The 16,788-nt window shown below is 73.5% G+C and carries 6 protein-coding genes; all 6 read left to right on the top strand.

Annotated features, from left to right (window positions below; translation table 11 throughout):
• Positions 1 to 9: 9 nt before the first annotated feature.
• From ACWD5O_RS18935 to ACWD5O_RS18910, 6 genes are read left to right on the top strand one after another with little or no spacing between them, the layout of a single operon-like run.
• The gene (locus tag ACWD5O_RS18935) at positions 10 to 5,469 is read left to right on the top strand and encodes a type I polyketide synthase (protein ID WP_450086059.1); all 5,460 of its coding nucleotides are present in this window, start codon (positions 10 to 12) and stop codon (positions 5,467 to 5,469) included.
• Positions 5,470 to 5,492: 23 nt separating this feature from the next.
• Positions 5,493 to 6,446, top strand: coding sequence for a TauD/TfdA family dioxygenase (locus tag ACWD5O_RS18930; protein WP_450086058.1), 954 nt, complete (start codon positions 5,493 to 5,495; stop codon positions 6,444 to 6,446).
• Positions 6,446 to 6,634 carry an MbtH family protein gene (locus ACWD5O_RS18925; protein ID WP_354966705.1) on the top strand — a complete coding sequence of 63 codons (189 nt, stop codon included), beginning with the start codon at positions 6,446 to 6,448 and terminating at the stop codon, positions 6,632 to 6,634. The genes ACWD5O_RS18930 and ACWD5O_RS18925 overlap by 1 nt, the downstream gene beginning before the upstream one ends.
• Before the next feature lie 55 nt (positions 6,635 to 6,689).
• Entirely contained in the window at positions 6,690 to 9,803 is a 3,114-nt protein-coding gene (locus ACWD5O_RS18920; protein WP_450086057.1) for a non-ribosomal peptide synthetase, read from the top strand.
• Complete coding sequence (locus ACWD5O_RS18915) at positions 9,800 to 15,310, top strand: amino acid adenylation domain-containing protein (protein ID WP_450086056.1); 5,511 nt, start codon at positions 9,800 to 9,802, stop codon at positions 15,308 to 15,310. Before ACWD5O_RS18920 ends, ACWD5O_RS18915 begins: the two co-directional genes overlap by 4 nt.
• On the top strand, positions 15,307 to 16,638 hold the full coding sequence (locus tag ACWD5O_RS18910) for an FUSC family protein (protein ID WP_450086055.1): 1,332 nt from the start codon (positions 15,307 to 15,309) through the stop codon (positions 16,636 to 16,638). The genes ACWD5O_RS18915 and ACWD5O_RS18910 overlap by 4 nt, the downstream gene beginning before the upstream one ends.
• The last annotated feature ends 150 nt before the right edge of the window (positions 16,639 to 16,788 follow it).

Genomic DNA, 16,788 nt, shown 5'->3' with positions numbered 1-16,788 from the left:
GACGACCTGATGAGCAACCCGACCGCAGCCGACCTGCCCGACGAGGGCATCGAACCGATCGCGATCGTCGGTCTGGCCGCGCGCCTGCCCGGCGCGGCCGACGTGCGCGAGTTCTGGCGCAACCTCATCGACGGGGTGGAGTCGGTCACCGAGCTGACCCGGGAGGAGCAGCTGGCCCGGGGCGCGACCGTGGAGGAGGTCGACGACCCGGGCTGGGTCAGTCGCGCTCCGCTGGTCGACGGCTATGACGAGTTCGACGCCACGCTGTTCGGGATGACCGGCCGGGAGGCGGAGCTGACCGACCCGCAGCACCGCCTGTTCCTGGAGTCCTGCCACACGGCGCTGGAGGACGCCGGCTACGACCCGACCCGCTACGACGGCGCAATCGGCGTGTACGCCGGCACCGGCGGCAACATCTACCTGAACCGGAACGTGCTGCGGAACCGGCGGGTCGGCGGCAACCCGCACTCCGCGGTCTCCATCGCCACCGGCAACTCGCCGAACTATGTGGCCACCAACGTGTCGTACCGGCTGGACCTGCGCGGGCCGAGCCTGACCGTGCACACCGCCTGCTCCACGTCGCTGGTCGCGTTCCACCTGGCCTGCGAGGCGCTGCGCAACGGCGAGTGCGACATGGCGCTCGCCGGTGGTGTGAACATCGAGCTACCGCACGTCGGCTACCTCGGCATGGACGGCTTCACCTCACCCGACGGCCGCTGCCGCCCGTTCGACGCCGCCGCCAACGGCACGGTGTGGGGCAGCGGCGCCGGGGTGACGTTGCTCAAGCGGCTCTCCGACGCGATCGCCGACGGCGACGCCATCCGCGCGGTCGTGCTCGGCAACGCGATCAACAACGACGGCGCCGCGAAGGTCGGCTTCACCGCGCCCAGCATCGACGGGCAGGCGGCGGCCATCGCCCAGGCCGTGGCTATGGCCGACGTCGACCCGCGCACCATCAGCTACGTCGAGGCGCACGGCACCGGCACCGCGATGGGTGATCCGATCGAGGTGGCGGCGCTGTCCGCCGTGTACGCCCGGGACACCGACGAGCGGGGCTGGTGCGGCATCGGCTCGGTGAAGTCGAACATCGGCCACCTCAGCCAGCCCTCCGGCATCGTCAGCGTGATCAAGACGGTGCTCGCCATGGAGCGCGGGCTGATCCCGCCGACGATCAACTTCGAGACGCCGAATCCGGCCGTCGAGTTTGCCGACACCCCGTTCTACGTGGCGAACACCCTCACCAAGTGGGACACCGACGGCGGGCCCCGCCGGGCCGGGGTCAGCTCGTTCGGCATCGGCGGCACCAACGCCCACGTGGTGCTGGAGGAGGCGCCAGCGGCGTACCGCACGGACCGTCGGGTGCGCCCGGCGTACCTGCTCCAGGTCAGCGCGGCCACCCCGAGCGCCCTGGACGGGGCGGTGCAACGCCTCGCCGCGCACCTGGACGGCGCCGCCGACGCCGGGCCCGCGTACCTCGCCGACGTCGCGCACACCCTGTTCGTCGGCCGCCGTGCCTACCCGCACCGCCGCGCCGTCGTCGCCACCGATCTCCCCACGGCAGCAGCCGCTCTCCGTGCCCCTCTCCGCGGACCGAAACCATCGACCGACCGTCCTGCCCCGACAGTAGGCTTTTTGTTCTCCGGTCAGGGCGCCCAGTACGCGGGGATGGGCGCGCAGCTCTACGCCGAGCAGCCCCGCTTCGCCGCGGTCGTCGACGAGTGCGCCGAGCTGCTCCGCCCCGACCTGGGTCTGGACCTGCGCGACCTGATCCTCGGCCGGGATCCGGCGGCGGGGGAGAAGCTCACCCAGACCCGCTACACCCAGCCCGCGCTGTTCACCGTCGAGTACGCCCTGGCCGCGCTCTGGCAGGCCGCCGGGGTCCGACCGGCCGCGATGATCGGCCACTCCATCGGCGAGTACGTCGCGGCCACCGTGGCGGGCGTGCTGAGCCTGCCGGACGCGCTGCGGGTGGTCGCCGCCCGGGGCCGGCTGATGCAGTCGCTGCCCGCCGGCTCGATGCTCGCCGTCGCGCTGGACGAGTCGGTCGTCGCCGACCTGCTGCCCGACGGCCTCTCGGTGGCCACGGTCAACGGCCCGGGCACCTGTGTGGTGGCCGGCGAGACCGCCGCCGTCGAGGCGTTCGCCGCGACGCTGAAGGGCAAGTCGAAGGCGTTGCGCACGTCGCACGCGTTCCACTCGCCGATGGTGGAGCCGATCCTCGCCGAGTTCACCGCGCTGATGGGCACGGTCCCGCTGCGCCCGCCGACGGTGCCGTTCCTGTCCAACGTCACCGGCACCTGGATCACCGCTGAGCAGGCGATCGACCCGGCATACTGGGCGACGCACCTGCGTCAGCCGGTCCGCTTCGGCGACTGCGTGGCCACCCTGCTGGCTGCCGGCACGTGGCAGCTGGTCGAGTGCGGTCCCGGCCGGCAGTTGGCCAGCCTGGCCCGGATGCAGGTCGCGAAGGCCGCGCCGGAGCAGCGCTCGCTCACCCCGTTGGCCAGCCTGCCCGCCGCCGGGGAGAGCACCGGTGATCTGGCCGCCCTGCTCGCCACCGCCGGCGCGCTGTGGTGCGCCGGGCTTCCGGTGCGCGTCGACGCCGACCCGACGGCCCGCCGGGTGCCGCTGCCCACGTACCCGTTCGAGCGCCGCCGCTACTGGATCGAGCCGGACCCGGAACAGCCCGTCGCCGCCGCGCCGGTGGAGACCGGGCCGCGACCGCTGGCCGGGTGGTTCGCGGTGCCGGTCTGGCGGCAGGCCGCGCCGCTGCCGCCGTCCGGGTCGTTGGGCCGCTGCCTGGTCCTCACGGCGGGTCCGCGCGGTGACGCGCTGGTCGCCGGCCTGCGGGCCGCCGGTGCCGACCCGGTGCCGGTACGCCCCGGCGACGCCTTCGCCGCCGTCGACGGTGGTTACCGGCTGCGCCCCGGTGTACGCGCCGACCACGACGCGTTGGTCGCCGCGCTCACCGCCGACGCCGCACCGCCGATCCGGCTGGTGCACGCGTTCACCCTGGACGCCGCGCCGACTGGCACCGACATCGCGGCGACCTGGGCCGCCCAGGACCTGGGCTTCTTCAGCGCCCTGCACCTGGTGCAGGCGCTCGCCGGCGCCGGGCTGACCGGCGAGGAGCACGTCCTCGCCCTGGACCTGCTCACCGCCGGCACCGGCGACGTGCGCGGCGACGACCTGCGCCGCCCGGAGCACGCCACCCTCGCCGGGTTGGCCCGGGTGCTCCCGGCCGAGCTGCCCGGGCTGGCGGTCCGGCTCATCGACGCGGACCCGACCGACGACGACGCCGGCCCGCTGGTCGTCGAGCTGCGCCGTCCCCGGGAGCCCGAGGTGGCCCTGCGTGGCGGCCGCCGCTGGGTGGCCGACGTCGAGCAGGTGACGATCGACGCCGAGGGGGAGCCGGGCGCGCTCCGCGACGGCGGCCGGTACGTGATTACCGGCGGCCTCGGCGGCATCGGCATCACCCTGGCCGAGGACTTCGCCACCCGGGCGCGCGCGAAGCTGGTGCTGCTGGCCCGCTCCGGGCTGCCCGAGCGCGAGCGGTGGGACGACCACCTCGCCGTGCACGGCGATGATCGGGCCGGCCGGGCCATCGCGGCGATCCGCCGGATGGAGGCCGCCGGCGCCGAGGTGCTCGTGCTCGCCGCCGACGTCACCGACCCGGCCGACCTGCGCCGGGTCCGCGACGCCGCGACGGCCGCGTACGGCGGCGTCGACGGCATCGTCCACGCGGCCGGTCTGCCCGGCGGTGGGATGGCCGAGGTCAAGGAGCGGGCCGAGGCGGAACGGGTGCTCGCCCCGAAGCTCGCCGGCACCCTCGCCCTCGCCCAGGTCTTCGGCGACCTGCCGCTGGACTTCGTGGTGCTCTGCTCGTCCATCACCGCGGTGGTCGGCGGCTTCGGGCAGGTCGACTACTGCGCCGCGAACGCCTTCCTGGACGCGCACGCCCGCTCCGGCGCGGGCTGGCGGGCCCCGGTGCTGTCGCAGAACTGGGGTGGCTGGGCCGAGGTGGGCATGGCGGTGGAGACCGCTGCGCCGGCCGGGTTCCGGGCGGCCGGCCGCGACACGGTGACGAGCCCGGTCGACCACCCGGTGCTCACCACGAAGGTCACCGGGCCGGCGGAGACGGTGCTGCACGGTCTGGTCTCCGCCAGCACCCACTGGCTGCTCGACGAGCACCGGATCGGCGGGGTTCCGGTGGTGCCGGGCACCGCCCACCTGGAGTCGGTGCGGGCCGCGGTGGCGTCCGCGCTGCCCGCTCCCGGCCCGGGAGCGGCCGTGGAGCTGCGCGACGTGGTCTTCCTGGAGCCGTTCGCGGTGCCCGACGGCACCGTCGCCCAGTACCGGGTGGAGCTGACGCGGGCCGACGACGGCGGCACGGACTTCGCGGTCCGGAGCCTGGCCGGTGGCCGACTGCGCACCCATGTGCGGGGCGCGGCCGGCTGGACCGACGAGCCGGCCCCACCGGCTGTCCCGGCCGTTCCGGCCGGCCGTCGGGTGGACGACGACGCCTCCTTCGGCCGGGGCAGGACCAGCATGCTCACCTTCGGGCCGCGCTGGGCGGCGCTGGGCGAGCATCACCTGGCCGACGGCTCCGAACTGGCGGTGGTCGAGGCACCCGCCGCGGCCGTCGGCGACCTGCCCGACTGGGGCCTGCACCCCGCGCTGCTGGACGTGGCGACCGCGTTCGGCCGGGGTCAGGGCAGCGGCACGTACCTGCCGATGTCGTACGGCCGGATCGTGGTGCGGGGGCCGCTGCCGGCCCGGTTCACCAGCGAGCTGCGGCACTGGGCCGGCGACACCGACGAGGTCGTCGCCGCCGATCTGTCGCTGCGCGACCCGGACGGCCGGGAGCTGGTCGCGATCAGCGACTTCGTGCTGCGCCGGGTCGACCAGGGCGCGGTCACCGGCGGCCTGACCGGACCGTCCGATGCTGACGGAGGCTCTGCCGCGCCGACCTCGACCGAGGACATTCGGCCGGTGGACGGCGCGGAGGCGTTCCGTCGCAGCCTCACCGCCGGCCTCGGCGCCCAGGTGGTCATCGCCACGCGGACGGTGGACGACATCCGCCGTCGAGCCGGGCGGGTCACCACCGGCAACCTCACCGGCGACGACGTGGTCGCCGATCCGGTCCAGCCCGGCGTCGGGGACGGCAGCGCCGCACCGGGCACCGAGCTGGAGAGCACCATCGCCCGGGTGTGGCAGGACGCGCTCGGGGTGGACCGGGTCGGCCTCGACGACGACTTCTTCGCCCTGGGCGGCAACTCTTTGGTCGCGGTGCAGCTCATCGCGGCGATGCGCAGGGCGACCGGGGTGAAGCTGCCGATGCGCAGCCTCTTCGAGATCCCCACCGTGGCCGGGCTGGCCGCCCGGATCGAGGAGTTGCGCGGCACGACCACCGACGAGCCGGCCAGCCCGGCACCGATCCCCGCCATTCCGCGACTGCCCCGCGCGTGACGAGAAATCAGGACTGGAGAGCCATGAGCGACACGATCGCCACGCTGCCCGTGGTCGTCGAATCCGACGGCCGGGCACTGACCGAGCTGATCGCCGAGCGCCGCGCCGAGCTGCGGACCACCCTCGCCGAGCAGGGTGGTCTGCTGTTCCGCGGCTTCGACGTGGGCGGGGTGGACGGCTTCGACCAGGTGGTCCGGGCGCTGTCCGGTGAGCCGCTGACCTACACCGAACGGTCCTCGCCGCGGCACGCCATCAAGGGCCAGGTGTACACCTCGACCGACTACCCGCCGGACGAAGAGATCTTCCTGCACAACGAGAACTCGTACCAGGCGCGCTGGCCGTTGACGCTGTTCTTCTACTGCATCACCGCGCCGGAGACGCTGGGCGCCACACCCCTGGCCGACATCCGACAGGTCTACCGGGAGATCGACCCGGCGGTACGCGAGGAGTTCGTCCGCCGCCGCTGGATGCTGATGCGCAACTTCCACGAGGACTTCGGCGCCAGCTGGCAGCACGTGTTCGGCACCGACGACCGGCCCGAGGTCGAGGCGTACGCGGCCGTCAACCGGATCAGTCTGGAGTGGACCGGCCGCGACGGGCTGCGTACCCGGGCGGTCCGCGACGCCGTGCACCACCGGCCCGGCTCGGACACCCCCCGCTGGTTCAACCACGCCACCTTCTTCCACGTGAGCAGCCTGGCCAAGGACATCCAGGAAGGCCTGCTGGCCATGTTCGGCGCCGACGGGTTGCCGTCGAACACCTACTACGGCGACGGCGGTGAGATCCCCGCCGACGTCATGGACCACCTGCGCGCCGCGTACCGGGCCGCCAGCGTCCGATTCGACTACCAGCGCGACGACGTGCTGGTGGTCGACAACATGACCGCCGCGCACGGGCGGGAGCCGTTCACCGGCGCCCGAAGGATCGCCGTCGCGATGGCCGAACCGCACACCCCCGACACCGTTGGAGAGCAGTGATGGCCGAAACCCGATTCCTGGTCGTACGCAACGACGAGGAGCAGTACTCCATCTGGTCGGCCGAGCGGGACCTCCCGGCGGGGTGGCACGACGCCGGCTTCGCCGGCACCCGCGAGGAGTGCCTGGCGCACATCGACACCGTCTGGACCGACATGCGCCCCCGCTCGGTACGCGAGGCGAGCCGGTGAGCGCGAGGAGCACAGCGCAGCGGAGCCCCGCAGTCGCGAACGGAAGGCGGCAACGATGACCAGGGAGTGGACCTTCCCGGCCTCCTTCGCCCAGGAGCGGGTGTGGACCGCCAACCAACTCGACCCGGGTTCGCCGGTCTACAACGTCTCGGCGCCGTGGCGGTTCCCGGCCGGCGTCACCGCGGCGCAGGCCGTCGAGGTGCTCGCCCAGGTGGTCGCCCGGCACGAGTCGCTCCGTACCCACCTGCGGATGGTCGACGGCGCGCTGGTGCAGGTGGTCCGTGCCGCCGAGCCGCTGGAGCTGCCCGAGCTGGACCTGACCGGCCTGCCCGCCGACGAGCAGGAGCGCCGGTACGCCGAGACGATGACCGAGCTTGCCCGCACCCCGATCCCGTTGGACGCCCCGCCACCGTGGCGGGCCCGGCTGGCCCGCTTCGACGACTGGCTCCGGTTGCAGTTCGTGGTGCACCACGCAGTCTTCGACAGCCACTCCGCGGTGCTCTTCGACGCCGAGTTGGCCGCGTTCAGCCAGGCCGCGCTGACCGGCGCGCCCGCCGACGTGCCCGAGCTGCCCATCCAGTACGCCGACTTCGCCGTCTGGCAGCGTGACCAGCTCTCCGGTGACGAGCTGACACGCCAGCTCGCCTTCTGGCGCGAGCAGTTGGCCGGCGCGCCGGCGGTGACCGGCCTGCCGTTGGACCGGCCACGCCCCACCCAGCTCGGCTTCGCCGGCGACGAGGTGCGTTTCGACCTTCCCGAAGGGCTGCTGGACCGCGTCGGGCAGCTCGCCGCCGACGCCTCGGCCACCCCGTACATGGTGCTGCTGGCCACCTTCGCGGCGCTGCTGTCCCGGATCTCCGGCGATCCCGAGGTGGTGGTCGGGGTCTCCACCGCCGGGCGGGACACGGCCGAGCTGACCCCGCTGATCGGCATGTTCGTCAACCCGGTCGCGCTGCGGTGCGACCTGGCCGGCGACCCGAGCGTCGCCGAGCTGCTCGGCCGGATCCGTGCCGGCCTGGTGGACGCGATGGAGCACGGGCAGACGCCGTTCCAGCGGATCGTCGAGGTGGTCGCACCGCAGCGTGACCCGTCGGTGCAGCCGGTGTTCCAGACCGCGCTGAACTTCATCCCGGACTCCGGCCTGGACCCGGTGCCGCTGGGCACCACCAAGGACGACCTGGCCTTCGACATCACCGGCGGCACCAGCCGGCTGGTCTACCGCACCGACCTGTTCGACCGGGCCACCGCCGAGTCGGTCGTCGCCCGCTACCTGCGGCTGCTCGCCGCCGCCGTCGCCGACCCGGCGACGCGGCTGTCCGCGCTGCCCCTGCTCGACGACGCCGAACGCGACGTGCTGCTCACCTGGACCGGCACCGGTGGTGAGGTGGCCCCGGCCACCCTGGTCGCCGAGGTGGAGCGGCAGGCCGTCGCCACCCCGGCCGCGGTCGCGCTGGTCTGCGACGGCATGCACCTGAGCTACGCCGAGCTGGCCGCCCGGGCCAACCGGCTGGCCCGGCTCCTGGTCGAGCGCGGCGCCGGCCCGGAGAGCAGGGTCGCGCTGCTGCTGCCCCGCTCGGTGGAGCTGGTGCTGGCCATCCTCGCGGTGCTCAAGTCCGGCGCGGCGTACCTGCCCGTGGACACCGACTACCCGGCGAACCGGATCGGCTACCTGCTGGCCGACGCCGAGCCGGCGCTGGTGCTGGCCACCTCGCGGACGGCCGAGCTGGCCCCGACCGACGCGCTGGTGCTCGGTCCGACGACCGCCGCCGACCTGGACGGCGCCGACCTGACCGACGACGACCGGCGGTCGCCGCTGCGCCCGGAGCACCCCGCGTACCTGCTCTACACCTCCGGCTCCACCGGCCGGCCCAAGGGCGTGCTGATCGAGCACCGCGCGGTCACCGCGTACCTGGCCTGGGCCCGGGACACCTACCCCGGACTGGCCGGCACCGCGCTGCTGCACTCGCCGGTCTCGTTCGACCTGACCGTGACCGGGCTGCTTGGCCCGCTCACCGCCGGCGGCACGGTCCGGTTGGCCGGCATCGACACGCCGGCGGCCCGCGCCGGCGGCCCGCCCACCTTCCTCAAGGTCACCCCCAGCCACCTGCCGCTGCTCGACGACGCGCTGTCGCCCACCACCGACCTGGTGATCGGCGGCGAGGCGCTGGCCGGTGAGCAGCTGGCCGGATGGCGGGGGGCCCACCCCGAGGTGGCCGTGATCAACGAGTACGGCCCCACCGAGGCGACCGTCGGCTGCGTCGCGGCCCGGATCGCCCCCGGGCAGCCGGTGCCCGCCGGTCCGGTGCCGATCGGCCAACCCACCTGGACGACCCGGGTCCACCTGCTCGACGCCGCGCTGACCCAGGTGCCGCCGGGCGTGGTCGGCGAGCTGTACGTCGCCGGGTCGCAACTGGCCCGGGGCTACCTGCGCCGGCCGGCGCTCACCGCCGAGCGCTTCCTGCCCTGCCCGTACGGGCCGGCGGGGGAGCGGATGTACCGCACCGGTGACCTGGCCCGCTGGCGGGCCGACGGGACGCTGGAGTACGTGGGCCGCCGGGACAACCAGGTCAAGGTCCGGGGCATGCGGATCGAGCTGGGCGAGATCGAGTCGGTGCTGCGTGCCCGGCCGGACGTGGACGAGGCCGTGGTCGTGGTCCGCGCCGACAGCGGCGAGCCGACGCTGGTCGGCTACCTGGTCGGCCGGGTCGACGAGGCGGCGCTCGCCGCCGACCTGGCCCTTGAGCTGCCCGCGCACCTCGTGCCGAGCGCGCTCGTCCGGCTGGACGCGCTGCCGCTGACCCCGAACGGCAAGCTGGACACCGCCGCGCTGCCGGCCCCGGCCGCCGCCACCTCCGGCGGCTTCCTCGCCCCGCGCACCGACGCCGAGGCCCTGGTCGCCGAGATCTACGCCGAGATCCTCCAGTTGGAGAAGGTCGGTGCGCTCGACGACTTCTTCGCCCTGGGTGGCAACTCGTTGCGCGGCATGCGGGCGATGGCGCGCATCCGCGCCGAGGTGGACGTGGAGTTGCCGATGCGGGCGCTGTTCAGCAGCCCGGTGGTCGCCGACCTGGCCGCCCAGATCGAGCAGCGGATCGCCGCCGAGCTCGACGAGCTCTCCGACACCGAGGTCGCCGCGCTGCTCGCGGCGGAGAAGGACACCCCGACATGACCGACGTGAAGGACCCGGCCCGCGACGCCGCCCGACAGGCGCTGATCACCCAACGGCTGCGCCGCCGGTCGGGCGGCACTCCCGCCGCGCGGATCATCCCCCGCCCGCCGGACGCCGAGGTGCCGCTGTCGTACGCCCAGGAGCGGGTCTGGTTCATGGATCAGCTCGCCCCCGGCGAGGCGGCGTACCACATCGCGGTGCCGCTGCGGGTGCGTGGCCCGCTCGACGTCGCGGCCCTGCGTCGGGCGCTGGCCGACCTGACCCGGCGGCACGAGTCGCTGCGCACCCGGTTCCCGGCCGACTCCGACGGGCGGCCCACCGCGGTGCTCGACGACGCGGTCGAGGTGCCGCTGACCGTGGTCGACGCCGCCGACGAGGCCGCCGCGCGGGCGCTGGTCGACCAGGCGGCGGCCGAGCCGTTCGACCTGGCCAACGGGCCGCTGCTGCGGGCCCTGCTGATCCGTCTGGCGCCGACCGAGCACGTGCTCTTCCTCGGCCAGCACCACATCGTCGGCGACGGCTGGTCGGTGGACGTGCTGTTGCGCGACCTGATCACCCGCTACCGCGACAGGGAGCTGCTTGCCCTGCCGGTGCAGTACGGCGACTTCGCCGTCTGGGAGGCGCGGGAGCTGACCGGGCCGAGTGCCCGCCGGCACCTGGACTGGTGGAAGGGACGGCTGGCCGGGATCACGCCCCTGGAGCTGCCGCTGGACCTGCCCCGGCCGGCGACCCAGACCTACCGGGGCGACTTCGTCGAGTTCACCCTGGACGCTGCCGCCACCGAGGGGCTGGCCGCGCTGACCCGCTCCTACGGCGGCACGCTGTTCATGACCCTGCTCGCCGCGTACCAGGTGTTCCTGGCCCGGCACGCCGGCCAAGACGACTTCGCGGTGGGCGCCTCGGTGGCCGGCCGGTCCGCGCCGGAGCTGGAGAACGTGGTCGGCATGTTCGTCAACATGCTGCCGCTGCGCGCCGAGCTGGCCGGCGACCCGACCTTCACCGAGCTGCTGGGGCGGACCCGCCGCGCGGTGCTGGACGGGTTGGAGCACGCCGAGGTGCCGTTCGCCCGGGTGGTGCACGAGCTGGGCCTGCCACGCGATGTCAGCCGCTCGCCGGTGTTCCAGGCGATGTTCGTGTTGCAGAACTACGAGATGGGCCGGTTCGACGGTGTCGCCGACGACGGCGGGGTCGGCTTCGAGTGGCATCCGATGGAGCTGCGCGCCACCCGCTTCGACTTCGAGCTGCACGCCGTCGAGACCAGCGACGGGCTCTGGGGCAAGCTGGTCTTCAACACCGACCTGTTCACCCGGGCCACCGTCGAGCGGATGGCGCACCGGCTGACCACCCTGCTGCGCGCCGTGGTCGCCGCACCGGACCTGCCGGTCTCCGCGCTGGACCTGCTCGCCCCGGCCGAGCGGGAGCTGTTGACCGGATGGAACGACACCGCCGGCGACTTCCCCCGGCAGCAGACGCTGCACGCCCCGATCGAGGAGCGGGCCGCCCGTACCCCGGACGCGGTGGCGCTGCGGTTCTACGGCCGCTCGGTGACGTACGCCGAGCTGAACGCGGCGGCGAACCGGGTGGCGCACCGCCTGCGCGGCGCCGGGGTGGGCCCGGAGACCCTGGTCGGGGTCTGCGCGGAACGTTCGGTGGAGCTGGTCGCCGGCCTGCTCGGCGTGCTCAAGGCCGGCGGCGCCTACCTTCCGCTGGACCCGGAGTACCCGCCGGACCGGCTGGCCTTCATGGTCACCGACGCCGCGGCGCCGGTGGTGCTGGTGCAGGAACACCTACGCGACGTGCTGCCGGCGACCGACGCGAGCGTGCTCGCCCTGGACGACGAGTCGACCTGGGCCGACCAGCCGGTGACCGACCCGACTCCGGCGGCGGACCCGGCCAACCTCGCGTACGTCATCTACACCTCCGGCTCCACCGGCCGGCCCAAGGGCGTGCCGAACACCCACCGGGGCATCGTCAACCGCCTCGACTGGATGCAGCGCACCTATCGGCTCGGCGCCGACGACGCGGTGTTGCAGAAGACCCCGGCCAGCTTCGACGTCTCGGTCTGGGAGTTCTTCTGGCCCCTGCGCGAGGGCGCCCGACTGGTGCTGGCCGAGCCGGGCGGTCACAAGGACGCCGGCTACCTGCGCGACCTGCTGATCTCCGAGCGGGTCACCACCGCCCACTTCGTACCGTCCATGCTCACCGTCTTCCTCGCCGAGGACGGCGTCGAGGCGGCCACCGCGCTGCGTCGGGTGATCTGCAGCGGCGAGGAGCTGCCGCTCGCCGCGGCCCGGGACTTCACCGCCCGTTTGCCCGGCTGCGGCCTGCACAACCTGTACGGCCCCACCGAGGCGGCGATCGACGTCAGCGCCTGGACGTGCGACCCGGCGCTGCTGGCGGAGCTGACCAGCGTGCCGATCGGCGCGCCGATCAGCAACCTGAGGCTGCACGTGCTGGACGCTCGGGGCAACCCGTGCCCGGTCGGCGTCGCCGGTGAGCTGCACATCGGCGGCGTCGGGCTGGCCCGGGGCTACCACCGCCGGCCGGCGCTGACCGCCGAACGGTTCGTGCCGGACCCGTTCGTCGCCGAGCCGGGCGCCCGGCTCTACCGCACCGGCGACCTGGCCCGCTGGCGCGTCACGCCCGGCGTGGCGGCTGGCGGGGTGCTCGAGTTCCTCGGGCGGATCGACCACCAGGTCAAGCTGCGTGGGCTGCGCATCGAGCTGGGCGAGATCGAGAGTGCGCTGCGCGCCCAGCCCGGGGTGACCGAGGCGGTGGTGCTGGTCCGCGAGGACACCCCCGGCGACAAGCGGCTCACCGGGTACCTGGTCGGCGCGGCCGAGCACGACGCGGTCAAGGCGGCGTTGAAGGAGACCCTGCCCGAGTACATGGTGCCCGCCGCGTTCGTCACCCTGGACGCCCTGCCGCTGAGCCCGAACGGCAAGCTGGACCGCAGGGCGCTGCCCGCGCCGGTGGTCACCCGCGCCGCGTCGGTGGCGCTGGTCGAGCCGCGCGACGACACCGAGCGGTTGCTCGCCGGCATCTGGTCGGACGTGCTCGGGGTGGCGAGCCTCGGCATCGACGACGACTTCTTCGATCTGGGTGGGCATTCGATGCTCGCCACCCAGGTGGTGGCCCGGATCCGCAAGGCCGAGCACGGGGGACGGCCGGTCGGCGTGATGGACCTGTTCCAGCAGCGGACCATCCGCGACCTAGCCACGTTCATGTCCGGCGACGGTGAGAGCGACGGGCCGCGCCGGCTGCTCTACGAGCTGACCAAGCCGATCCCGGCGGCGCAGCGGGTGATCACCTACGTCTGTGTGCCGTACGGCGGCGGCAGCGCGATCGTCTACCAGCCCCTCGCGGACGCGCTGCCGGCCGGGCACGCGCTCTGGTCGCTGGCCATCCCGGGTCACGACGTGGGGCTCACCGAGGACGCGCTGCCCTTCGACGAGCTGACCTCCCGCGTCGCCGAGGAGATCCTGGAGCGCGTCGAGGGCCCGCTCGCCCTGTACGGGCACTGCGGCGTCGGCAGTGCGATCGTCGCCGAGGTGGCCCGCAAGGTGGAAGCCGCCGGCCGGGAGTTGACCGCCCTCTACATCGGCGCGATGTTCCCGTTCGCCCGTCCGAAGGGACTTTTCGCGGCGGTCCGCACCCGGCTGGAGAAGCTGCGCAGCAACAAGCACTACGCGAGCTGGCTCAAGTCGATGGGGGTGGACACCGACGAGCTGGACCCGGAGCAGGCCGACCGGATCATCAGCAACATGCGCGCCGACTCCCGGGCCTCGGAGGAGTACTTCACGGACCTGCTCGACCGGCGCGCGGAGAAGCTGCGCGCCCCGATCATCTCGGTGGTCGGCTCGGAGGACCCGGTCACCGACTACCACACCGAGCGGTACGCCGAGTGGCAGTTCCTCAGCGACCGGCTGGGGCTGGTCGTCCTCGACCAGGCCGGGCACTTCTTCCTCAAGTACCGGGCCGAGGAGCTGGCCGAGATCGTCACCCGGGTGCACCCGGCGCTCGTCGCCGGCGACGTTGCCGCGCTGACCCCGCAGGCACGCGGCGAGGATGCCGGCTGGGCGGTGGCCGACACCACGGGCGTGGACGCCCGCACCGGCCCGGAACAGCCGGTGGTACGGCCGAGCATGGCCCGGTTCGTGGCGGTCACCGCCGGTCAGTTGGTCTCCACCACCGGCTCGGCGCTGACCGCGTTCGCCCTGCCGATCTGGCTGTTCACCCGCACCGGCTCGGTGGCCAACCTGGGCCTGCTCTGGGCCCTCGCGCTGGTCTGCGGCGTACTGATGCTGCCGGTCGCGGGCGCGATCACCGACCGGGTCAGCCGGCGAAAGATCATGATGGTCGCCAGTTGCAGCGCCGGCTCGATCCAGCTGATCCTCGCGGCGCTGCTCTGGACCGACAACCTGGCGCTCTGGCACATCTACGCCCTGGTGGCGCTGAGTCAGGTCGCCGGATCGTTCCAGCGGATCGCGTTCCAGTCGGCCGTGCCGCAGCTGGTGCCCAAGCGCTACCTGGGCCACGCCATGGGCATCACCCAGCTCTCCAACGGCTTCGGCATGCTGCTCATGCCGGTCTTCGCCGCGGGTCTGCTGGCCGCCATCGACCTCAAGGGCATCCTGCTGCTGGACGTGGTCAGCTACCTGGTCGCGGTGGTGACCCTGTCGGTGGTCCGCTTCCCCGACCTGCTCGGCTGGCGGCCCAGGGAGCGGCTGCTGGTGGCGATCGCGAACGGCCTGCGCTACTCGTGGCGCCACCGCGGCTTCCGCCTGATGCTGGGCTACTTCGCGCTGGGCAACATCTTCCTGGCCCCCGCGCTGGTGCTCACCACACCGCTGGTGCTCTCCTTCGGCAGCGCCACGCAGGTGGCCCAGGTGGCTCTCGCCGAGGCGCTCGGCGCGGTCGCCGGTGGCGTACTCATGTCGCTGTGGGGCGGGCCCCGACACCGACGCATGATCGGCGTGCTGATCGGCAACATCGGCACGGCGGTCGGCTGCGTCCTGGTCGGCCTGGACGCGTCCGTCGCGATGATCTGCGTCGGCGCGTTCTGGCTGGCCATGTCGATGACCACCGCGCAGTCCATCTACGCCACCATCGTCCAGGTCAAGGTGCCGCAGCGCTTCCACGGCCGGGTGTTCAGCCTCAACCAGACCATCACCTGGTCGACGCTGCCGATCGGCTTCGCGCTGCTCGCCCCGGCCGCCACCGGTCTGTTCGAGCCGATGCTCGCCCCGGACGGGGCGCTCGCCGGGTCGGTGGGCGCGGTGATCGGCACCGGTCCGGGCCGGGGCATCGGCTTCGCGTACGTCTGCTTCGGCGCGGCGCTGGTCCTGATCAGCCTGGGCGGCTTCGCGATCCGGCTGCTGCGCCGTTTCGACCTGGAGGTGCCGGACTCGCTGCCCGACGACCTGATCGGCGCGCAGGAGCGGGATCGCCGACTGGCCGCCCGCGCCACGGAACGCGAGGAGGAGCGGGTGCCGGTCGGGGTGTGACGGGTGCGGGTGCCACCGCCGTGCCGCACGGCACCGCGGTGGCACCCACCGCGTACGAGATCATCTTCGGGATTGGCCGGACCTCCCGAGCTGCGCCGTGGTACGAGTGCTCGGTGAATCCTGATGGCCGCAGCCGGCCTGCGGGCAGCCCGCCACCGCGCGACCGGCTGGTGGCACGCGCGAAAGCAACTGCCGCTCGGGTTCGGGGCCGAGGTGGCCGGGCGGGACGACTGCGGCTCAGTCAACTGGAAGTCGCCCTGGTCATCTCGGTACAGGCAGGACTCGCCGCGGCTCTGGCCTGGTCGATAGGGCACGATCTGCTGGGCAACCCCGCGCCGATCTTCGCCCCCTCCGCTGCGGTGGGCACGATCGTCGCCTCACTCGGGCAGCGCGCCCACCGCACGGTCGAACTGCTGCTCGGAGTCGGGCTCGGCATCGCCACCACCGACTTCCTGCTGTCCTTTCTGGGCACCGGGTTCTGGCAGACCGGATTCGTCGTCGGGTGCGCCATCCTCGCCACGCTGGTGCTCTTCGGACGCAGCGGGGCGGCCGTCGGCCAGGCCGGCGGCACGGCGGTGCTGCTCGCGACCCTGGCGCCGGCCCAGAAGGACCTGGAATGGCCGCGCATCGTTGAGGCGATGGTCGGCGGAGCGGTGGGTCTCGTGGTGGTCGCCTTGCTGATTCCGCTGAACCCGATGCGGATCCTCGACCGTGACGCGGCCCCGATCTTCCACTGCCTCGCCCGTCAGTTGCGGGAGGTCTCCGCGGCGCTGACGACGAGCGATCAGCAGCGAGCGGTTCGCGCGTTGGATGCCCTACGCGCCATGGGACCGGACCTCGACCGGATGCACCAGGCACTCAGCGGCGCCGAGGAGGTCGTCAGCCTCGCGCCGGCCCGTTGGCTGCGCCGTCAGGATGTGGAGCGGTTCGCGCGTGCGAGCCAGCAGATGGAACGGGTCATCGAGCACAGTCGGGGAGTGGCCCGCAGGTCAGCGCTGGCCCTGCAGTACAACGAACGGGTTCCTCCCGACCTGCCCGCGAGTGTCGGACAACTTGCCGACGCGGTCGAGTTGCTGCGCCGTGAGCACCGCGCCGGGCGCCCCACCGAGAAGACCCGGCACGCGGTACGCGCCGCCGTCTTCCAGGCTGGCCGAGCCCGAGCCCAGAGGGTCGACGAATTCGGCGACGCGGTGGTGACCCAGGTGCGTACCGCCGCCAGCGACCTCCTTCGCGCCACCGGGTGCGACGCGACAACGGCGAACGAGGAGGTACGCGACGCGGTGCAGCGGGGCGAGGAGTCCGTTCGAGCGGGTGGTACGCCGGAATGAGTCACCGGGTCGACGCCCACCCGTTGAAACGCTCGACCAGGTCAGCCGGCGGTCGGTCAGGGTGACGCGCACGCACCAATCCGGTGTGCCACGATTGAATGGACCTCGGGATGGCGCTGTGTCACGGGTCGAGACAGTCGCCGCGTATCC

The sequence above is a fragment of the Micromonospora sp. NPDC005161 genome (genome assembly GCF_053599855.1).
The sequence above is the reverse complement of the archived record's forward strand: the minus strand, read 5'-3'. Positions and strand labels throughout refer to the sequence as shown.